Origin of the sequence: Providencia sp. PROV040, assembly GCF_032706145.1 — a bacterium.
Lineage (GTDB): Bacteria > Pseudomonadota > Gammaproteobacteria > Enterobacterales > Enterobacteriaceae > Providencia > Providencia hangzhouensis.
The window spans coordinates 4544676-4566331 of record NZ_CP120530.1 but is presented as its reverse complement, the minus strand read 5'-3'; the positions used below and the strand labels follow the sequence as shown (position 1 = coordinate 4566331).

The window sequence follows — 21656 nt, the reverse complement described above, 5'->3', positions numbered from 1 at the left end:
ATTATACAAAGCAGCTCACTGCGAAAGATAAATATAAGAGAGTCACTGTGAAAGTATTGACTGTATTCGGCACACGACCTGAAGCTATTAAAATGGCACCACTGGTTCATGCATTGGCTGAAGATACAGACTTTGAAGCTAAAGTTTGTGTTACGGCACAGCATCGTGAAATGCTAGATCAAGTACTGAAACTGTTTGAGATCATTCCAGATTACGATCTCAATATTATGAAGCCAGGGCAAGATTTAACTGATATCACTTGTCGTATTCTTGAAGGGTTGAAAAGCGTTTTTGCTGATTTTCAACCGGATGTTGTTCTTGTTCATGGCGACACAGCTACAACGATGGCAACTAGCCTTGCGGCATTTTACCATCGTATACCAGTAGGGCATGTTGAAGCGGGATTACGTACAGGAAACCTGTATTCTCCATGGCCTGAAGAGGCAAACCGTAAGATTGCTGGCCATTTAGCGATGTATCACTTCGCGCCAACTGAAAATTCACGCCAAAATTTGTTAAAAGAATCTATCCCTGACAGCCATATTTTTGTCACCGGTAATAGCGTAATTGATGCGTTATTGTGGGTACGTGATAAAGTCATGAGCGACCAGCATATGATGGAGAAATTGGCTGCAAATTACCCATTTATCGACCCAAATAAAAAAATGATTTTAGTCACGGGCCATCGTCGAGAAAGTTTTGGTGGTGGCTTTGAACGTATTTGTCACGCTTTAGCAGAAATTGCACAAGCGCATCCCGATGTGCAAGTCGTATATCCAGTTCACTTAAATCCAAATGTGAGTGAGCCTGTTAAACGTATACTGCATGATATTGATAATATTATTTTAATTAGCCCTCAAGACTACCTACCGTTTGTTTATTTGATGAACCATGCTTATTTAATTCTAACAGACTCAGGTGGTATTCAAGAGGAAGCGCCTTCTCTCGGTAAGCCTGTTTTGGTGATGAGAGATACCACAGAACGACCAGAAGCTGTTGATGCAGGTACTGTTCGTCTTGTGGGAACAGATACACAAAAAATTGTGAAAGAAGTTAATCGGTTACTGACAGATGACGCGGAGTATCACGAAATGAGCCGCGCACATAACCCTTATGGGGATGGTCATGCATGTCAGCGTATTCTTGCAGCATTGAAAAGTAATCAGGTGAAATTATGAGTTTTGAAACTATTTCTGTTATTGGCCTTGGTTATATTGGTTTACCAACAGCAGCAGCCTTTGCATCACGTAAAAAACAAGTGGTTGGTGTCGATGTTAACCAACATGCCGTTGATACTATTAACCAGGGTAAAATCCACATCGTGGAGCCAGAACTGGATATCGTGGTCAAAAAGGCGGTTGAAGAAGGCCATCTGAAAGCTTTTACTAAGCCGCAACCTGCAGATGCTTATCTGATTGCTGTGCCTACGCCATTTAAAGGCGAGCACGAACCTGACCTCGCGTATGTACGTGCTGCAGCTGAGTCTGTTGCTCCGGTGCTGAAGAAAGGGGATTTAGTCATCCTTGAGTCTACATCGCCAGTAGGAACAACAGAGCAAATGGCAGAGTGGATGGCAGCTGCTCGCCCTGATTTAACCTTCCCTCATCAAGCAGGGGAAGAAGCCGATATCGATGTAGCGTACTGCCCTGAGCGTGTGTTACCAGGTCAAGTGATGGTCGAATTAATTAAAAATGACCGCGTTGTTGGTGGTATGACGCCAAAATCCTCTCTGCGTGCAAGTGAGCTATACAATATTTTCCTTGAAGGTGAGTGTGTAATTACTAACTCAAGAACTGCGGAAATGTGTAAGTTAACGGAAAATAGCTTCCGTGATGTGAATATTGCTTTTGCGAATGAATTATCATTAATTTGTGCGGAACAAGACATCAATGTGTGGGAGTTAATCAGCCTCGCGAATCGTCATCCACGCGTTAATATTTTGCAACCAGGCCCAGGTGTTGGTGGGCACTGCATCGCGGTTGACCCATGGTTTATCGTTGCGCAAAATCCAAAACAATCACGCCTCATTCATACCGCTCGTTTAGTCAATGATGGCAAACCAATTTGGGTTGTTGACCAAGTGAAAGCGGCAGTGGCTGATTGCTTAGTGGAAACCGGTAAAAAAGCCAGTGAAGTGACCATTGCCTGTTTCGGCCTGTCATTTAAACCTAATATTGATGATTTACGTGAAAGCCCAGCAATGCACATCACCAAAATGGTAGCGAACTGGAACCCAGGTAAAACGTATGCGGTTGAGCCACACATCCATGAATTACCGACCTCTTTAAAAGGCATTTCTGAGCTAGTTTCGATTGAAAAAGCCGTTAATGAAGCGGATGTGATCTTAATGTTAGTTGACCACAATATGTTCAAAGGCATCCAAGGCTCTGCGATCCCACAAAAATGGGTTGTGGATACAAAAGGAGTATGGCGTTGAAACGCATTTTAATCACTGGAGGCGCCGGGTTTATCGGCTCTGCTGTTGTTCGTCATATTATTGAAAACACTGACGACAGCGCAGTGGTTCTGGATTGCTTAACCTATGCAGGTAACTTAGAGTCCCTTGCAACGGTTGCGAATAACCCGCGCTATGCTTTTGAGCAGGTGAATATTTGTGATAGAGCTGCATTAGATGCCGTTTTTGAAAAATACCAACCCGATGCCGTTATGCATTTAGCGGCAGAAAGCCATGTTGACCGTTCAATTGATGGCCCTGCGGCATTTATCGAAACCAACATTGTGGGAACTTACACATTGTTAGAGGCGGCGCGCCATTACTGGTCTGCACTGAATGATGAGAAAAAAGCGGCTTTCCGTTTTCATCATATTTCGACAGATGAAGTTTATGGCGACCTCGAGGGGCCTGATGGTTTCTTCACAGAAACCACGCCTTATGCGCCAAGTAGCCCTTATTCCGCATCGAAAGCATCGAGCGATCACTTGGTTCGTGCATGGCAAAGAACCTATGGTCTGCCGACGATGATCACCAATTGTTCAAATAACTACGGGCCGTATCATTTCCCAGAGAAATTGATCCCCTTAATTATTTTGAATGCTTTAGCGGGTAAGCCTCTGCCTGTTTATGGGAAAGGTGAGCAAATTCGTGACTGGCTGTTTGTTGAAGACCATGCACGAGCACTGCATTTAGTTGCGACAACAGCGCAACCTGGCACCACCTATAATATTGGTGGTCATAACGAGCGCCGTAATATTGACGTTGTAGAAACGATTTGTGAGCTGCTTGAAGAGCTGCATCCGCAGAAGCCACAAGGTGTGGCGCACTACCGTGACTTAATCACGTTTGTGAAAGACAGACCGGGTCACGATATGCGTTATGCCATTGATGCCGCGAAAATTGAGCGCGAATTGGGGTGGGCGCCACAAGAAACCTTCGAATCAGGTATCCGCAAAACGGTGCAGTGGTATTTGAACAATGAAACGTGGTGGCGCCGCGTACAAGACGGTTCCTATGCGGGCGAACGTCTAGGTCTAGGAAATTAGGTGATAGTATGAAAGGTATTATATTAGCTGGAGGGTCGGGGACGCGTTTGCATCCTATCACTCGCGGTATTTCTAAACAGTTATTGCCTATCTACGATAAGCCGATGATTTACTACCCGCTTTCAGTCCTGATGTTGGCGGGAGTCCGTGAGATTTTAATTATCTCTACCCCTGACGACTTGCCGATGTTTAAGCGTTTATTAGGGGATGGTCATGAGTTTGGGATTGAGCTGAGCTATGCAGAACAACCATCACCAGACGGCCTTGCGCAAGCGTTTATCATTGGTGAAGAGTTCATTAACGGTGATTCGTGCTGTTTAGTATTGGGCGACAATATCTTTTTCGGCCATTCATTTAGCCCAAAATTAAAATCTGTTGCTAAACGAGTAAATGGCGCAACAGTTTTTGGTTACCAAGTGATGGATCCTGAGCGTTTTGGTGTCGTGGAATTTGACGATAATTTTAAAGCACTGTCGATTGAAGAAAAGCCGGTTAAACCTAAATCGAATTGGGCGGTGACAGGGCTGTATTTCTATGACTCACAAGTAGTTGAATTTGCAAAACAAGTTAAGCCTTCTGAACGAGGTGAGTTAGAAATCACGTCAATTAACCAAATGTACTTAGAACGTGGCGAATTAAACGTTGAATTGCTCGGTCGTGGTTTTGCTTGGTTAGATACAGGCACCCACGATAGCCTCATTGAGGCAGGTACTTTTGTGCAAACCGTTGAAAAACGTCAAGGTTTCAAAGTTGCTTGTTTAGAGGAAATAGCATGGCGTAACGGCTGGCTGACAGACGAGCAAGTCGCTTTTTCAGCACAACAGCTGAAAAAAACAGGTTATGGGCAATACTTAGAGGATTTATTACGTGTCCGTCCGCGCCAGTATTGAGAGCCAGCCATGGGAGAGCGAATTTTTTCATCGCTCAACGGCAAAGTTGAATTTTACGGGGGATAATCTCGAACCCCTCCTTGCTTATCAAATAAATGAATACGATATCGTGCAAGCAAAAGTCGCCGCGTCTGAAACGCAGCTGATTGATGATTTGGCTGGTATGGGTTTTTCATTTGTTGAAGGTGAAATCGATTTCGCTCTTACTATTGGCACAGAAAATGCTTATTTAAAGGCAGGTTTAACAGCGGAAGATCACATTGTTGTCGCACAAGTGGATGATATTCCTACTTTACGGCAAGCCGCTGAGTCTGTCTTTAGCAAAAGCCGCTTTAGAGCACCTTGGTATCGTGATGGTGATAGCGGTCAGTTTTATGCGTTGTGGATAGAAAAATCAGTACTTGGTACGTTTGATCACACTTGTTTACTAGTTAAAGACGCGTCTGGTGCGATATTGGGCTTTGTGAGTTTACGGCATCTTGATGCAGAAACAGCACGGGTTGGCCTACTAGCGAAAATGCCAGAAGCGAAGGGGCAAGGTGTAGGGCGTAAGTTGATGTCTGCAGCATTTAATTGGTGTGTGGAACACCAAAAAACACAGTTAAATGTGGCCACGCAAATCAGTAATGTTGCGGCATTAAATCTTTATTCACGTAGCGGTGCAGCAATTGCCAGTACCGCTTATTGGTTATACAGGGGACAACATGATTCCATTTAATAAACCACCAGTTGTAGGTACTGAATTAGAGTATATGAGACAAGCCATGGAAAGTGGCAAACTGTGTGGTGACGGTGGCTTCACGAAACGTTGTGAAGAATGGATGGAAAAACGGTTTAATTGCCCGAAAGTGCAGTTAACGCCATCTTGTACGGCCTCATTAGAAATGGCGGCGATCCTGATTGATACTAAGCCGGGTGATGAAATCATCATGCCAAGCTTTACTTTTGTATCAACCTCTAACGCATTTGTATTACGTGGCGCTAAAATCGTGTTTGTTGATATCCGTCCGGATACCATGAATATCGATGAAACTAAAATTGAAGCCGCAATCACTGAACGTACGCGTGCCATCGTTCCAGTCCATTATGCAGGTGTTGCTTGCGAGATGGACACCATTATGGCTATCGCGAAAAAACACGATTTATTCGTGATTGAAGATGCGGCACAAGGTGTGATGTCGACGTATAAAGGCAAAGCACTGGGGACTATCGGCCACATTGGCTGTTATAGCTTCCATGAAACTAAAAACTATTCTTCAGGCGGTGAAGGTGGGGCAACGCTTATCAATGATAAAGACTTGATTAGCCGTGCTGAAGTGATCCGTGAAAAAGGAACGAACCGTAGCCAATTTTTCCGTGGTCAAGTCGATAAATACACATGGCGTGATATCGGCTCAAGCTACCTGTTGTCTGATTTGCAAGCGGCTTACTTATGGGCACAGTTAGAAGAAGCCGACAAAATTAATGAGCGCCGTTTACTACTATGGAAACGGTATGATGAAGCGTTGCAGCCATTGGTTGATGCGGGACGTTTAGTCCTAGCAACTGTGCCAGAAGGCTTAAAACATAATGCCCATATGTTCTACATCAAACTTAAAGATATCGAAGAGCGTACCGAATTCAATGATTACATGAAATCTCATGGCATTTTGACGGTATTCCACTACGTTGCATTACACACTAGCCCGGCAGGTATTGAGTTTGGCCGTTTCCATGGTGAAGATAAATACACGACATCAGAAAGTGACCGCTTAGTGCGTTTACCGATGTTCTACAACATGACTGATGACGAGCAGCAGACAGTCATTGAGCGAATCAAAGCGTTCTTTGCCTAATGTCTCTTGCTAAAGCATCGGTTTGGACTGCTGGCTCTACCCTGATTAAAATCGGGGTAGGCCTGTTAATCGTTAAGTTGTTTGCAGTCTCATTTGGGCCCAGCGGTGTGGGGCTGGCGGGTAACTTCCGCCAATTGATTACTGTACTAGGGGTGTTATCTGGTGCAGGGATTTTCAATGGTGTCACAAAATATGTTGCAGAGCACCACCAAGACCCACAAAAATTACGTGCGGTTCTGGGAACTTCATCGACGATTATTCTAGGATTTTCAGCGCTACTTGCGCTTATCTTTTTACTTTGTAGTGCGCCAATTAGCATGGCGTTATTTGATAGTGAAAAATACAGCTCAGTTATTCAAATAGTCGCCTTAATTCAAATGGGTATCGCGTATGCGAACTATTTTCTGGCTATTTTGAAGGGTTACCGAGACGCATCAGCAAACGCATTAGCCATTATTTTTGGTAGTGTAATTGGTGTAATAGCTTATTATTTATGCTATCTAGTTGGCGGGTATGAAGGTGCATTAGCAGGGTTAGCATTAGTCCCTGCGCTAGTAGTACTGCCTGCGGCTGGGATGATAATTAAGCGCAAGCAATTTGCGTTATCGTCATTGAAGCCAGCATGGGACAAAGCGATTGCGACTAATTTAGGCAAATTTACGGTCATGGCGATGCTAACCGCAGTCACACTGCCAGTCGCTTATATCATGATGCGAAATCTGCTCGCCCAAACCTATAGTTGGGATGAAGTGGGGCTATGGACCGGTGTGACCACCATTTCAGATGCCTATTTGCAGTTTATTACCGCGACATTTTCAGTGTATTTATTGCCGACGCTATCGCGTTTGCAGCATAAAAATGAAATTTCCGCAGAGATTGTTAAGGCATTGAAATTTGTTTTACCTGCCGTTGCCGTTGTGAGTTTTACAGTTTGGTTACTACGTGATTTCGCGATTTGGTTGCTGTTCTCAAAAGAATTTACAGGGATGAGAGACCTGTTTGCATGGCAGTTGGTCGGTGATGTATTGAAAGTGGGGGCTTACGTATTTGGCTATTTGGTCATTGCCAAAGCCGCATTGCGTTTTTATGTCCTCACTGAAGTGAGTCAATTTTTATTATTAACGGGCTTTGCCCATTGGCTTATCCCTGAACATGGTGCAGTAGGTGCAACTCAGGCTTATATGGCCACTTATATTGTCTATTTTACCTTATGTTGTTGCGTATTTTTGATTTACCGTAGGCGAGCATGACAACCTTAATACATGTACTGGGATCGAATCTCCCACACCACAACCAGACGGTACTGACGTTTTTTAATGACGTCATTTGCCAAGAAATGGCTTCGTCATCAACGCCGCATTTTATGGTGGTAAGCGATGATGCGCAGCTTGCTGACGCTTATCCTCAGCTAAAAATAGATGTTTTTGCGAATAAACAGGCCATTGCTAATAGTGTTATACAGCGTGCCAAGGCAGACCGCCGTACTCGCTTTTTCTTTCATGGGCAATTCAACGCCCCTATTTGGTTAGCGCTATTATTTGGTCAAATCAAATCCCATCAGTTTTGGTGGCATATATGGGGAGCTGACCTCTATGAAGAATCTAGCTCTCTAAAATTTAAGTTATTCTATATTTTGCGTCGTTTAGCGCAGAAAAAAGTAGGGCATGTGTGTGCAACACGTGGGGATTTGTGCTATTTCCACCAGTCGAACCCTAAAGTGCCTGCCACTGTGTTGTATTTTCCAACACGAATGGACCCCGCATTGACAATTAGCGAGCCTAAGGCACGTGAAGGCTCTCAACTGACTATTTTGTTGGGTAACTCAGGTGACCGTTCTAATCGTCATGTAGAGGCGCTGAGTGCGATTAAACAGCAATTTGGTGATGAGGTTAAGGTTATTGTCCCAATGGGCTATCCTGCAAATAACCAAGGCTATATTGAACAAGTCGAACAGGCTGCAAATAGTGAGTTTACTTCAGGGCAAGTAGAAATTCTGAAAGAGCGCATGGAGTTTAGCGAGTACCTTAATTTGCTCAAATCCTGTGATCTTGGCTATTTTATTTTTAATCGCCAGCAAGGTGTTGGTACGGTTTGTTTGTTAATCCAATTTGGTATTCCATTTGTGATCAGTCGTCAAAATACATTTTGGCAGGATTTAACTGCTCAAAATGTCCCTGTATTTTTCTATGGTGACAACCTGACGATACCGCTGGTGGATGAAGCTCAGCGCCAAATGAGCTTATTAGATAAACAGCATATCGAATTTTTTGCTCCTAACTTTACTGAAGGCTGGAAAGCCGTTCTCAGTGCCGTGGAGGAGCGAGCATGACACTGACGGAGTTAGGTGGCTTAGCACTGGTCTACCTGATATCAATTATTTTTATTGGTACTTTGTTGTACAAAGAGTTTTTACGTGCTCGGTTTAACTTCAATATTTTCTTTTCAATGTTGTATTTATTGACGTTTTACTTTGGTTTTCCATTAACTTGTGCGTTAGTGTTCCAATTTGATGTTGCGGTTGTGAAAGCGGATTACTTACTTTACGCCCAACTAGCGGCTACCAGTTTTTATGCGATTTATTATGTTGCTTATAAAACACGGCTTTCTAGGCAACCAGACGCACCACGGCGTGCGTTGTTTAGCATGAACAAAGTGGAAACGAATCTAACCTGTCTGTTATTGATACTGATTGCAGTCGTGACAGTAGGTATCTTTTTCATGCAGAACGGTTTTTTGCTGTTTAAGCTAAAATCCTATAGCCAAATATTCTCCAGCCAAGTTTCTGGCGTGGCATTAAAACGCTTTTTCTATTTCTTCATACCGGCAATGTTGATTGTTTATTTCTTGCGACCGACACAGAAACGTTGGATTTTCTTCCTCGTTAGTACCGTTGCATTTGGTTTCTTGACCTATGTTATCGTTGGAGGAACCAGAGCGAACATTATTATTGCTTTCGCACTATTCTTATTTATTGGGATTGTCAGGGGTTGGATTACGCTGTGGATGCTAGCTGCAGCCGGGGTCGCAAGTATTGTAGGTATGTTCTGGTTAGCCTTAAAGCGCTATGGGCTAGATGTCAGTGGTGCCGAAGCGTATTACACTTTCTTGTATTTAACACGGGACACATTCTCCCCGTGGGAAAACTTAGCATTACTGCTAAGCCACTATGATGAGATGGACTTTCAAGGCCTAGCGCCGATTATCCGTGACTTTTATGTTTTTATTCCTTCTTGGGTTTGGCCAGAACGCCCAGATACGGTATTGAATTCCGCCAACTATTTTACGTGGGAAGTACTAAACAACCATTCTGGACTGGCAATTTCCCCCACACTGATTGGTTCATTGGTGGTGATGGGTGGGGTGATTTTTATACCACTCGGAGCCATAGTTGTGGGGCTTATCATCAAATGGTTTGATTGGATCTATGGCATGAGCCTGAAAGAACCGAATCGCTATAAGGCCGCCATTATGCAGGCATTTTGTTTTGGTGCCATTTTTAACATCATTGTTTTAGCGCGTGAAGGCGTGGATTCTTTCGTCTCACGGGTGGTTTTCTTCTGCTTAATATTTGGACTGTGTCTGGTATTAGCAAAATTACTGTATTGGTTATTTGAAAGTGCAGGGCTTATTCGCACAAAAACAGTTTCTTTTTTAAGAAGCCAACAGCGTGAAAGCCGCTAAAGGAGTATCATGGAATCGTCATCAACTCAGTCTTCATCCGTTACACAGCCATCTATTCCACAATATAGTATTCGTGGTCATAATATTTGGGGCTTTAAAAATATGGCCCATTTTTTAGACTACTTATTTGCTGGTGGGGAAACGAAAACGGGAACACTCGTTGCGATTAATGCAGAAAAAGTGATGATCGCTGAACAAGATACGGCTTTAAATACGTTACTAGGCCAAGCCGAATATTTATATGCTGACGGAATTAGTATTGTCCGTGCTATTCGTCGTAAATACCCCCAAGCTGAAGTTTCCCGCGTGGCTGGTGCTGACTTGTGGGAAGGGTTAATGGAACGGGCCGGTAAAGAAGGTACGCCAGTTTTCCTAGTGGGTGGCAAACCAGAAATTCTAGAGCAAACTGAAAGCAAGCTACGCTCGCAGTGGAATGTGAACATTGTAGGTTCGCAAAACGGCTATTTTACTGCTGAAGAGCGAAGTGCATTGTTCGAACGTATTCGTGCAAGTGGTGCCAAAATTGTCACTGTTGCGATGGGGTCCCCGAAACAAGAAATTTTTATGCGAGATTGCCGAAGTGTGTACCCAGATGCCTTATATATGGGCGTTGGGGGGACTTATGATGTGTTTACAGGGCATGTAAAACGTGCACCGAAAGTTTGGCAAAACTTAGGGTTGGAATGGTTGTATCGCTTACTATCTCAGCCTTCCCGTATTACTCGCCAGTTTAAATTACTGAAATTTTTAGGTTACTATTACGGCGGTAAGCTTTAATTTTTATAGTGATTTGATTTTTATCGTTATTATCGATGTATTTTACTGGCCGCAAGTAGGCCTAATCCCTTGCTTGCGGTCTGAATTCTCCGAATGACTGGTCTCTTTCTTCAAATATTTCTATAATCCCTCAAAAATAATCATATTCGCACCAGTTTGTGCTTAATCTTGCGGCTATGGCATTTTTTTAATCGCCTAATTGATGCTTTTCAAATAATTGCAGTGATTATTACTAACTGAGTTTCAATTAAAACTGCATTTTAAATATCTAATTTTGACAGGGGTATGTATGGGAAATCCACAGCAAGGGCTTCAACGTGGGTTAGAAGCACGGCATATCGAGCTGATTGCGCTCGGTGGGACTATTGGCGTTGGGTTATTTATGGGGTCGGCCAGTACACTAAAATGGGCTGGGCCTTCTGTCTTACTGGCTTATATCATCGCAGGAATTTTTGTTTTCTTCATTATGCGTTCAATGGGGGAAATGCTATTTCTTGAGCCTGTAACCGGTTCTTTTGCTTCGTTTGGTTATAAATACTTAAGTCCGTTTTGGGGATGTCTCACTGCGTGGGGCTACTGGTTCATGTGGGTGGCCGTTGGTATCTCAGAGATCACTGCCATTGGCGTATATGCTGAATATTGGTTCCCTGACGTGCCTCAATGGATTTTTGCCATTATTGCCGTGGTATTAGTCGCATTAGCTAACCTAGCTGCTGTTCGGCTGTATGGAGAGCTTGAGTTCTGGTTTGCCATGATCAAAGTGACCACAATTGTAGTTATGATTTTAATTGGCTTAGGGCTGATTTTTTTTGGCCTTGGTAATAATTTTGAACCGATTGGGCTAGCAAACCTCACTGAACATGGTGGTTTCTTTGCAGGGGGTTGGAAAGGTTTCTTATTTGCGTTGTGTATCGTTGTGGCCTCTTATCAAGGGGTTGAATTAGTTGGGATCACGGCAGGTGAAGCGAAAAATCCTCAAGTTACATTAAAAAAAGCGATCAATAATATTTTATGGCGCATATTAATTTTTTATGTGGGTGCTATTTTTATTGTTGTGACACTCTTTCCGTGGACGGAAGTGGGTTCACAAGGTAGCCCATTTGTTCTTACGTTTGCGAAAGTGGGGATTGTGTCCGCAGCCGCTGTAATTAACTTTGTGGTGTTAACTGCGGCGTTATCTGGTTGCAATAGTGGCATGTATAGTGGTGGGCGAATGCTATATGCCTTAGCGCAAAATAAGCAATTACCTAAGTCATTATTGAAATTAACGAAAAATGGCGTACCAGCACGTTGCGTTGGCTTTACTATTCTCTGTTTAGTGGCGGGTTCTAGCTTGAATTACATCATACCGAATCCAGAAAAAGTCTTTGTGTATGTCTATAGTGCGAGTGTGTTACCAGGTATGGTGCCTTGGTTAGTGCTATTGACTAGCCAAATCCGTTTTCGCCAACAAAACAAAGAAAAGCTTATTGGGCATCCTTTCAAATCGATCCTTTTTCCATGGGTTAACTATGCGACCTTGTTATTTTTAGCCTGCGTATTAGTTGGGATGGCGATTAATCCAGACACCCGTTTATCTTTAATCGTTGGTGCTATCTTTTTAGGGGGCGTTTCACTGCTTTATTTCATTATTCGCCTGTTCAATAGCCGCAATGCAAAAATTTAGTGGTGGTGCTTCGACGGATTTTTATTAGTCGTACAGTGAAAAAGAGGGTAAATATGCTCTCTTTCTCAGCGAAATGGATAAAAGGCAAGCAATCGATATTTTTATTTCAAAAAGGACTAGACAGCGGGAGGATAAATCCGTACTATCCTCTCCCGCAACGGCGTTAAGCGCCCGTAGCTCAGCTGGATAGAGCGCTGCCCTCCGGAGGCAGAGGTCTCAGGTTCGAATCCTGTCGGGCGCACCAGTTTTAGCGCTTCGCTACGGTTGGCAAAATGACGTTGTATGTAGTAATATAGCAACGCTTTGAAAAAAGTGAAGTTATGGTGGCTATAGCTCAGTTGGTAGAGCCCTGGATTGTGATTCCAGTTGTCGTGGGTTCGAGTCCCATTAGCCACCCCATTTTTTTGTGACATTGCGAGGGTGGCGGAATTGGTAGACGCGCTAGCTTCAGGTGTTAGTGTCCTATGGACGTGGGGGTTCAAGTCCCCCCTTTCGCACCACGAAGAAATGTAATAAGCACTACAAAATTTCGGCGAGTAGCGCAGCTTGGTAGCGCAACTGGTTTGGGACCAGTGGGTCGGAGGTTCGAATCCTCTCTCGCCGACCAATTTAAAGAAACCCGTCTTAACCGATGGGTTTTTTGCTTTTTATGCTTTATAATCATCACACTTTGACCCATCGCGTTGTTGTCTGCGTTAGTCTCCTAGAATCACATATTTGTGTATACTCATCGGTATATCTTCACTTGTCGCCTAGTTATAACCTGAATTGTTTAAAGTCTACTTAGTGTTGTTTCTTCAATAATGATTGGCTATGGTTAATTGCTTGTTTTTATTTGTAATTTAGCAGGTTAACTAGCCTGTGTCGTAAAATAGATACAATTCATTATATTGGTGTCGTCAAAAGGAGACATTTTACTTGTTGATTTATAAGGGAATATAAATAACTGTTTTATGCTGTCTCTAAACTGCGACAAAATAGCAAGATAAGATACAGGCACCACATTAGTGAATTCTTTAATGTTAGGGGGATTTCTTTCCAAGAAGGAAAATTATGTGTAAAACCGAGAGATGAGAGCGAAGCCAAAAGAGTAAGCTTAAAAAAACTTCGTTTTAAAAAGTTGGCATGCATTGTGCATTATTTTATATGTAGATGCTCATCTCACTTCTTATGACAGCGAAGCTTCATAAACCCAGAGATGACGCAAAGCCGATTATCGGTGCCTATTGTCCAACTTAGATGATCAAGAGCTCATCCTCTTACCATCAACGAACGGGCGAAACGTTGAGTGAGGCACCATCCGTCTGTAGACCTGATTGTATTTTACACCTGCCTTGTGCAGGTGTTTTTTTTTGTTTATGTAAAAAACCAAGCCCCTTAGAAAATGACTAAGAGGCTGAAAATAAGATAGGTATTAGCTTCTACCTTTACTAAACCATTTACTGAACCAGCGAGTAATATAGGTATAGCAGAGGATAATGAATGTAATAATGAAAATGTCTTTACTAAGATCTTCGGTATTAAAACCAATAATCATAATAAAAACAAAAGGTGATAATACTAACAGCAGAAGATCAAAGAATATTTGTAAACGGTTTGGGGTTGCAATAATCCAGCGCCAAATAGTTTTAATTACATTCATATCGATATCCCTAATTCATTCAAAGCAAAGATGTATATAAAGCTTTATACACTATGTGTTTATTTTATAACATAGCCAAGTGTGTTTTGCTGATCCTTAAATAACGATTATTGATTAAACATTGAGTTATTGATCTGTAATGTTACCAATCATAAACCTCATATTCTCCTTTTACGATGATTTAATACGACTAACGCAATGTATTTAAATTCTTTTCTGCGTTTTGATTGGGGAAGCTAGGCTTAGTGGCAGTTAAGTTTATGAATAAAAAAACTCCACTAAAAGGTGTGGAGTTTTTAGAAAAGGATAAGCAAGAATATTAGTTTCGTTCTTGTTTCAATGAATGGTTTAATGCATCTTGGCGAATTTTTGCCGCATCACTAGATTTATGTTGCCTGTCAAACGCATCGGCTAACCATGATGCATCCTGAACATCAAAACGTTGTGCTAAAGCGGCCTTAAAGTAGGTCTCTGCTTTGTCCCATTGGGCATGCTGTAGCGATAAAACACCTAATGTACTGTTGAGTAACGGGGTGGCACCGTTTTGCTTTTGCAGATGTAAAAGGGTTTTTTCGATAACTTCAGGGCGTTCACTATTCAGTTTTGGCACTAGCAGGAGTAAGCGTTCATCATATTGCTGTTTTAAACCATCAATAATCATTTTTTCTGCACTTGCAGTATCACCACATTCAATTAAATGTTCTGCTAAGAAAGCTTGCAATGCGGTTTCATGACGAACTCGGCGAGGTTGTGCTTTCCACCAAGCTTTTAGCCCATCACTACCCCCTTCAGCCATATATTGGTTCATCAACCCTTTGTAAGCCTTTAATTTCAATGCATCGAGCTCATCTTCATTGTGTAACTGTACTTTAGCCATAACAGGAAGTAATTCAATCAGTGACTGATAGGCGCCCGAACGTAAATAAGCTTGTTCCGCAAGACGCAATACTTCAGGGTGTCTTGGGGCTTTGTCGAGAAGTTTATCAATACCATTGCGAGCAGCATGGACTTCTCCTTCCGCTAATTGGATACGGACACGGCTGATATCGACAGGAAGCTGGTCACTTCCTGCGGCTTCGGCGGCTCTATCCAAGTATTGGTGAGTGCGATATTCATCACCACGCTGTTGAGCAGCTTCGGCTGCCATGAGGTAGTTAATGACCGGTTGTTGAGAAAAATCAGCATGTTTGCTCATTAATTTTTCAACTTGCTCGAAATCACCTTCTGCTAATTTCAGTAGCGCTTTTTGTGTTTGAGTATGCGCTTTGTGGTATTTACGACCACTTACCCAACCTCGGGTACGTGATGTCGTGCTGATAAAGCGGCGGTAGCACCAACCAAGGAATAACAGCACAAACTGGAGCAAGATAAAGCCCAAAACGAGGCTGGTTACACTGGTCGTAATGTCATAATTATCTGTACGGATAAAAACATAACCTTGGTGACCCGCTAATAATGGGCCTAAGATTATCCCTGCAATAAGTACTATAAATAGGATCAGGACTTTTATCATAATTACCCCCTATTGCCAGCAGGCTCTGCGGATTCTGAAGGGTGTGAATTGTCAGCTGACTCTGCTTTTTGCGTATCCGTGGCAGGAACAGCGGCATCTGCTGCGGCTTCTGTTGGTGCTTCAGTCGCATCCGCTGCGGCATCAATGGCACCATCGCTAACTTTTGTATTGTCGGATGACTGAGAAAGTAAGCTACGAACCCGTGTTTGCATGATTTTTTCTAGCTTTTCTTGGCTTTCCAAGGTATCAGGCATGTCAATATCAATCGGCTGATTGATTAGGTCGTCAATGGTTGATAGGAATGCTTTGGTTTCAGGCGCCTCAGTATCAAAATAGGCTCTTACCCAAGTCGATGCCTGCTCTAATGACTGTTTGTAGGTGGCTTCTTGATAACGTGGTACGGCTTGCGCTGCAATTAATAGCTGAGAGCGAATGTTTTCACGTAGGTAAATATCTTGATTTGGTGCAAGGAGAGGGGCTTCTGAGCCATCACGAGCTCGTACTGTGACAAAGTCATTTGCAAAACTTTTCCAGCTACGCGCCAAATTTTGTTTCCAATCCGAAATATCATCGCTAACGTCAGCGTTATCTTCAGCTTTCGCATCTCCACTGTTTAAATCCGCTAAACGTAAGTTATCGACTTCATTGCTTAGCTGGTTTAAACGTAAAATAATGCCGTCATAGTCAACTTGGTTGATTGCGGCTAATTTAGCCATATCACTGTTAATTGATTTACGAATGTCGAGTAGGCTTGGGTCATTCATTTCTGCCAAGCTTGAGTCAGCGCTTTTTAGCAGAACGGCCGCGGTTACTGGGTCGCGATCATTCCACAGCTTTCTTCCCGCCATTTTGACCATAAAGTCAGCTTGTGCAAGTAGCCAACTTTTAACATCAGCGCTAGATAACGCAGTAACGTGCGCTTGCAGCTCTTGCATGCGGCGGTTGAGATTCTCTTCATATTCACGAGAATGGCTTTTTATTTCAGCATTAGCCGCAACTAATGCATCTAACCGCTGCCTGTCTGAGTTTTGTTGTTCGATTAAATCACTTAATTTTTGTTTTAATTCATTGTTTTCATTGACTAAGGTGGCATTACTTTGTTGAGTGAAATAGTACAGCCCACCGCCAATAGCGATGATAATAGCGATAGCAATTACACCGCCTATCAGACCAGAACGTTTTTGTTCCGAAGAAGGTTTAGTTTTTGGGTGCTGTTGTTCTGCACCAGCTTCTGGGGTAACCGTCTCGGTTGTTTTATCGTGTTCCGTCATAAATTAGCATCCCATATCGATTGAAATTAATGCTTCTAATAAAGCATTATTATCTGCGCTATTAGCTACACAGACCTTTTGCCATCCGCCTCTGCGGGCTTGGTCTGCAATCCGTTCACTGACGACAAGTAGGCGGCGGGAAAACCACCAAGTTTGGTATTCTTCAGTGATTAATTCTTCTAACAAGGCTAACATTTGACCACTCGTGATCACAACATCTGTAATACCGGTTTGAAACCACTGCTGATTGAACAGAGCTTTATCATAATCAACCGGGTACCTTGTATAACATTCACAATAACTGACTTGCGCACCTCGAGCCCGTAATGTTGACGCGAGAAGCTCTCGCCCGCCATTTCCACGTAATAACAGGGCGTTTTTCCCTTCGAGAAATTGAAGCTCAGGGTGTGTCAGTAGTATTTCACTGGTTTCGCCTTGCTCCGCCCAACGTATGTCTTTTCCGGTTACTTGCTGAAAATATTGCCCTGTAGAGCGGCCAATTCCGTAGTAAGATAACTTATCTGACCAGCTACGCCCCATTTGTTCAAGTGTTAAATTTGCATATTCGACTGCATTTTTAGATAAAAGAAAGACTAAATCATTCGCAGTAAGGCTATCAAGTTGAGGAATAAGGGTATTTAATTCAGCACCGGGCCCTATGCGAATTAAAGGAGAGGCGAAGGCTTCCCCCCCTTTGGTGGTGATTGCCGTGATCAGCTCTGAACATGCGGGCTCAGGGCGAGTGACAAGCACTTTCATGCAGGCGGGTTTCCTTGGTAGACATCCGCCAAAATATCCCTTGCACCGCGTTCAAGTAATTCTTCAGCCAATGATACCCCTGCTTGGTTAGCTTCACTTGGTGAAACTCGTCGTTCTCCACGAATAATCACACTACCGTCTGGCGCTCCAACCAAGGCGCGTAGCCATATTTTGTCATCTTGCCAAATAGCATAACTGCCAATGGGAACTTGGCAACCACCTTCAAGGCGCATATTCATTGCTCGTTCGGCAAGAACACAGGTCGATGTTGCGTCATTATTTAGTTTCGCGAGTAACTCACGGGTTTTACTATCATTTAAACGGCATTCGATGCCGACAGCACCTTGGCCAACGGCAGGCAAGCATTGTTCAGGGGCAAGGGCGGTTTTAATTCGAGTTTCTAACCCCAAACGTTTTAACCCTGCAACGGCCAAAATAATGGCATCATATTCACCGTTATCTAGTTTTGATAAGCGTGTTCCGACATTGCCGCGTAAGTCACGAATGACTAAATCAGGGCGGAGCTCCCTTAATTGGCATTGACGACGCAAACTCGATGTTCCGACAATACTGCCTTTTGGTAGTGCCTCAAGGTTGTCATAGTGGTTTGAGACAAAGGCATCTCGGGGGTCTTCACGTTCACAAATCGTGACTAATCCTAAGCCTTCAGGAAATTCAACAGGGACATCTTTCATCGAATGAACGGCAATGTCTGCGCGCCCTTCTAATAAGGCAAGTTCTAATTCTTTGACGAATAACCCTTTCCCGCCAACTTTCGCGAGAGGTGTATCAAGGATGATGTCGCCTTTTGTCACCATAGGCACGAGTTCAACCAGCAAACCTGGGTGAAGTTGCTCTAATTTGTCTTTGACAAAGTGCGCTTGCCATAGGGCTAAAGGGCTTTTGCGCGTTGCAATACGCACGATATTTGTTGATGTCATTTTACTGTTTTCTCTGGCGAAAAATGCCGCAGATTAACCATACAATTGGCCTTAGTTTTAACATGTTAAGGATATTTTTTCCAGTTAGGCGCAAAACCACTCTCTGAATTGTTGATAACTGATTTACTTTTTCTTCCATGATGCAAGAACGCGATTCAAAATGAGATGACCTAGAATAGCTATTAAGCAATTTCTTTAGCTTATCGTGCTATCTTTCGTGTGAAACACTCTGCGGTTTGTATTAATTCGTGTTGAAGCGAGTAAGCGCAGACACTGTGCGTATTGTACTTAATATCGTTTGATTTTGCTGTTTTACTAAACAATTGGGTAAAAAGAAATTATTCCATTGAAAAACAAGGGATATTTTATAGATTAAAAAATAAAAAGCCTTTTTATACAATATGTTGAAAAGCATTTTGTATCAAAAATAAGCGTATAAAATTATGTGATCTACTTTACCCTTTTGATGCAAGGTGTTAAATTGATCACGTTTCCGACAATCCATTTGAAAATTATTTTAAATCTATCTCTATCTGTTGGGTGCTGGGAAATTCTCAGGTTTGTATTACTTTCATTCAATCAGGCGTAACCTTTGTATCTCTATATTGAAACCTTAAAACAAAGACTGGATGCGATAAACCAATTACGGTTAGAACGTGCAACAGCTTCTATGAGTGAAACCTTCTCGAAGGTTTATAGCTTGCTGCCTGTCTTGTTTCATTATCATCATCCAATGATACCTGGTTTTATTGAAGGTAATGTCCCCCATGGTGTCTGTTTTTTCTCTCCTGATACAGAGCAAAAAAAATGGTTGGCACCTTTCGAACGTTTTTTACCCACGATTGAAACCGAAGCGAATGGCGAATTACCTATTACGGGTATTTATTCGATGGGAAGCACTTCATCTGTTGGGCAAAGTCAGTGTTCAGATATTGACGTTTGGGTTTGCCATCCTTCTTGGTTGGACCACGAAGAAAAACGTTTTTTGCAAAAGAAGTGTACCTTAATTGAGCAGTGGGCTGCGTCTTTGGGGATTGATGTCACTGTTTTTTTAATCGATGAAAATCGTTTTCGCCATCATGCTAGTGGGCATATTGGTGGGGAAAACTGTGGTTCAACGCAACATATCTTATTGTTAGATGAATTTTATCGAACAGCTGTACGTATGGCGGGTAAACGTTTGCTGTGGACTATGGTGCCAGTTGAAGAAGAGCAGCATTACGATGAATATGTTATGGGGTTATATGCACAAGGCGTGCTAACACCGAATGAATGGCTTGATTTAGGTGGTTTAAGTGAGCTTTCTGCGGCGGAATACTTCGGTGCAAGTCTATGGCAGCTATACAAAAGTGTTGATTCCCCCTATAAAGCCGTATTGAAGAGTATTTTACTGGAATCCTATTCATGGGATTACCCTAACGGTAAATTATTAGCGATGGAGTTTAAGCGTCATTTACATGCAGGCGAAATTGTGTGTTATGGCTTGGACTCATACTGTTTGATGTTAGAGCGTGTGACACGTTACCTGACTGAAATTAATGATCTAACTCGTCTTGACCTTATCCGCCGTTGTTTCTACCTAAAAGTGTGTGAAAAACTATCTGAAAAAGAGGATAACGCATGCTCAGGCTGGCGCCGTGATGTGTTGTCTCAATTGGTTGAATCATGGGGTTGGGGAGCAGAACGTTTGTCTATTCTCGACACACGTAATCAATGGAAAATTGAGCGTGTCCGTGAGGCACATAACGAGTTACTTGATACGATGATGCAAAGTTATCGTAATCTCATTCGCTTTGCGCGTAGAAATAATTTAAGTGTTAGTGCAAGCCCACAAGATATTGGGGTACTAACCCGTAAATTATATGCGGCTTTCGAGGCGCTACCTGGTAAGGTGACATTAGTTAATCCACAAATTTCACCTGATTTGAGCGAAGCGCATCTCACCTTTATTTATGTACCCGAGGGGAGAGCTAACCGTAGTGGTTGGTATTTGTATAACCAAGCGCCAAATATTGAGGCCATTATTGGTCATCAACCTCTTGAATATAATCGCTATTTAAATAAATTAGTGGCGTGGGCATATTTTAACGGCCTGTTGACTGAGAATACTCAGGTTTATATGCATAACGGGAAGTCTCAGTGTGATGAACGAAAGCTGCTTGAGTTGATGCATGATGTATCAAGCCATTTCCCTATCAGGTTACCCGCTCCAACGCCAAAAGCGCTTTATAGCCCTTGTGAAATCCGCCATCTTGCAATCATTGTTAACTTAGAAAAAGACCCAACACAGGTATATTCTGAGCAAGTCGTCCATGTTGATTTTAGAAAACTGGATATTTTCAGTTTTGGAGAATCACAACGGTGTCTGATTGGTAGTATTGATTTGTTGTATCGTAATTCGTGGAATGAGGTAAGAACGTTACATTTCAGCGGAGAACAATGCATGTTAGAAGCACTTAAGACCATTTTAGGGAAAATGCATCAAGATGCATCACCTCCTGAAGCGGTTGAAGTGTTTTGTTATAGTGAGCACTTACGCGGGCTGATTCGTACCCGTGTACAACAGCTGGTATCGGAGTGTGTAGAACTGCGTTTATCAAGCAACCGAAATGACCCTGGGCGTTTTAAAGCATTACGTATCGCGGGGCAGACTTGGGGTTTATTTTTTGAGCGCCTGAATGTATCTGTGCAAAAACTTGAAAATGCCGTTGAGTTCTATGGGGCTATCTCCCATAACAAACTACATGGCTGGCCAGTTAAACTTCAGGCGAAGGGTGATAACCATTTGCCTGCCGTTGTCGATGGTTATGCAAGTGAAGGGATTGTACAGTTTTTCTTTGAAAATACCGCAGATAACACGGGTTTTAATATTTACGTTTTAGATGAAGCAAATCGGGTTGAAATTTATTCCCACTGCGAAGGGTCAAAAGAAGACCTCGTCCGTGACGTGAGTAAATTCTATTCTTCTTCCCACGACCGGTTTACCTATGGTGCAAACTTTATCAATTTCAATTTACCGCAGTTTTACCAAATCATTAATCAAGATGGTAAAAACCAAGTTGTTGCATTTTCTGGTGCGACATGGCCATTTACGGCAGAAGATGATGACGTTGGGTATGAAAGGCAATCTAGTCAACCACAGCACCCACAAGCACATTATTATTGATGGTAGGCAGTTTT

The 21656-nt window shown here is 42.7% G+C and carries 17 protein-coding genes and 4 tRNA genes; 16 read left to right on the top strand and 5 right to left on the bottom strand.

The genetic code is table 11. From position 1 onward, the window contains the following. Positions 1 to 47 precede the first annotated feature (47 nt). From wecB to P3L40_RS21235, 15 genes are all read left to right on the top strand, one after another. Positions 48 to 1178, top strand: coding sequence for a non-hydrolyzing UDP-N-acetylglucosamine 2-epimerase (gene wecB, locus P3L40_RS21305; protein ID WP_004906103.1), 1131 nt, complete (start codon positions 48 to 50; stop codon positions 1176 to 1178). Then, the gene (gene wecC / locus P3L40_RS21300) at positions 1175 to 2437 is read left to right on the top strand and encodes a UDP-N-acetyl-D-mannosamine dehydrogenase (RefSeq protein WP_181488801.1); all 1263 of its coding nucleotides are present in this window, start codon (positions 1175 to 1177) and stop codon (positions 2435 to 2437) included. The genes wecB and wecC overlap by 4 nt, the downstream gene beginning before the upstream one ends. Next, a complete protein-coding gene (gene rffG / locus P3L40_RS21295; protein ID WP_210852996.1) occupies positions 2428 to 3501 on the top strand; it encodes a dTDP-glucose 4,6-dehydratase in 1074 nt (357 codons plus the stop codon). Before wecC ends, rffG begins: the two co-directional genes overlap by 10 nt. Before the next feature lie 8 nt (positions 3502 to 3509). Next, positions 3510 to 4391 carry a glucose-1-phosphate thymidylyltransferase RfbA gene (gene rfbA / locus P3L40_RS21290; RefSeq protein ID WP_004906097.1) on the top strand — a complete coding sequence of 294 codons (882 nt, stop codon included), beginning with the start codon at positions 3510 to 3512 and terminating at the stop codon, positions 4389 to 4391. Next, on the top strand, positions 4369 to 5109 hold the full coding sequence (rffC, locus tag P3L40_RS21285; RefSeq protein WP_210852999.1) for a dTDP-4-amino-4,6-dideoxy-D-galactose acyltransferase: 741 nt from the start codon (positions 4369 to 4371) through the stop codon (positions 5107 to 5109). Before rfbA ends, rffC begins: the two co-directional genes overlap by 23 nt. Further along, the gene (gene rffA, locus P3L40_RS21280) at positions 5096 to 6226 is read left to right on the top strand and encodes a dTDP-4-amino-4,6-dideoxygalactose transaminase (protein ID WP_094962453.1); all 1131 of its coding nucleotides are present in this window, start codon (positions 5096 to 5098) and stop codon (positions 6224 to 6226) included. The genes rffC and rffA overlap by 14 nt, the downstream gene beginning before the upstream one ends. Beyond that, a complete protein-coding gene (gene wzxE / locus P3L40_RS21275) occupies positions 6226 to 7476 on the top strand; it encodes a lipid III flippase WzxE (RefSeq protein ID WP_136134019.1) in 1251 nt (416 codons plus the stop codon). Before rffA ends, wzxE begins: the two co-directional genes overlap by 1 nt. Next, entirely contained in the window at positions 7473 to 8555 is a 1083-nt protein-coding gene (locus P3L40_RS21270) for a TDP-N-acetylfucosamine:lipid II N-acetylfucosaminyltransferase (protein WP_004906092.1), read from the top strand. Before wzxE ends, P3L40_RS21270 begins: the two co-directional genes overlap by 4 nt. Further along, positions 8552 to 9907 carry an ECA oligosaccharide polymerase gene (gene wzyE, locus P3L40_RS21265; protein ID WP_004906091.1) on the top strand — a complete coding sequence of 452 codons (1356 nt, stop codon included), beginning with the start codon at positions 8552 to 8554 and terminating at the stop codon, positions 9905 to 9907. The genes P3L40_RS21270 and wzyE overlap by 4 nt, the downstream gene beginning before the upstream one ends. 9 nt (positions 9908 to 9916) lie before the next feature. Beyond that, on the top strand, positions 9917 to 10684 hold the full coding sequence (gene wecG / locus P3L40_RS21260) for a lipopolysaccharide N-acetylmannosaminouronosyltransferase (RefSeq protein ID WP_036958810.1): 768 nt from the start codon (positions 9917 to 9919) through the stop codon (positions 10682 to 10684). Between the two features lie 289 nt (positions 10685 to 10973). After that, positions 10974 to 12350, top strand: a complete 1377-nt coding sequence (gene thrP, locus P3L40_RS21255; protein ID WP_136134020.1) for a bifunctional threonine/serine APC transporter ThrP — start codon at positions 10974 to 10976, stop codon at positions 12348 to 12350. A gap of 167 nt (positions 12351 to 12517) precedes the next feature. Next, positions 12518 to 12594 (top strand) — tRNA-Arg (locus tag P3L40_RS21250). Between the two features lie 79 nt (positions 12595 to 12673). Next, positions 12674 to 12749: transfer RNA gene (locus P3L40_RS21245), tRNA-His, on the top strand. Positions 12750 to 12764: 15 nt separating this feature from the next. Beyond that, positions 12765 to 12850, top strand: a tRNA-Leu gene (locus P3L40_RS21240). Positions 12851 to 12880: 30 nt separating this feature from the next. Next, positions 12881 to 12957 (top strand) — tRNA-Pro (locus P3L40_RS21235). An 807-nt stretch (positions 12958 to 13764) separates the two neighbouring features. Here P3L40_RS21235 and P3L40_RS21230 read toward each other — a convergent pair. The 5 genes from P3L40_RS21230 to hemC form a co-directional block, all read right to left on the bottom strand. Further along, positions 13765 to 13992 carry a hypothetical protein gene (locus P3L40_RS21230; protein ID WP_004906084.1) on the bottom strand — a complete coding sequence of 76 codons (228 nt, stop codon included), beginning with the start codon at positions 13990 to 13992 and terminating at the stop codon, positions 13765 to 13767. Between the two features lie 319 nt (positions 13993 to 14311). Further along, on the bottom strand, positions 14312 to 15505 hold the full coding sequence (gene hemY / locus P3L40_RS21225; protein ID WP_110591031.1) for a protoheme IX biogenesis protein HemY: 1194 nt from the start codon (positions 15503 to 15505) through the stop codon (positions 14312 to 14314). A 2-nt stretch (positions 15506 to 15507) separates the two neighbouring features. Then, positions 15508 to 16776 carry a uroporphyrinogen-III C-methyltransferase gene (gene hemX / locus P3L40_RS21220; RefSeq protein ID WP_136134021.1) on the bottom strand — a complete coding sequence of 423 codons (1269 nt, stop codon included), beginning with the start codon at positions 16774 to 16776 and terminating at the stop codon, positions 15508 to 15510. A gap of 3 nt (positions 16777 to 16779) precedes the next feature. After that, positions 16780 to 17535, bottom strand: coding sequence for a uroporphyrinogen-III synthase (locus P3L40_RS21215; protein ID WP_094962459.1), 756 nt, complete (start codon positions 17533 to 17535; stop codon positions 16780 to 16782). Continuing rightward, positions 17532 to 18476 (bottom strand): hydroxymethylbilane synthase, encoded by a 945-nt coding sequence (gene hemC, locus P3L40_RS21210; RefSeq protein ID WP_110591032.1) that lies wholly within the window; start codon positions 18474 to 18476, stop codon positions 17532 to 17534. The genes P3L40_RS21215 and hemC overlap by 4 nt, the downstream gene beginning before the upstream one ends. Before the next feature lie 592 nt (positions 18477 to 19068). Here hemC and P3L40_RS21205 point away from each other — a divergent pair. Beyond that, the gene (locus P3L40_RS21205; RefSeq protein ID WP_136134022.1) at positions 19069 to 21642 is read left to right on the top strand and encodes a class I adenylate cyclase; all 2574 of its coding nucleotides are present in this window, start codon (positions 19069 to 19071) and stop codon (positions 21640 to 21642) included. The last annotated feature ends 14 nt before the right edge of the window (positions 21643 to 21656 follow it).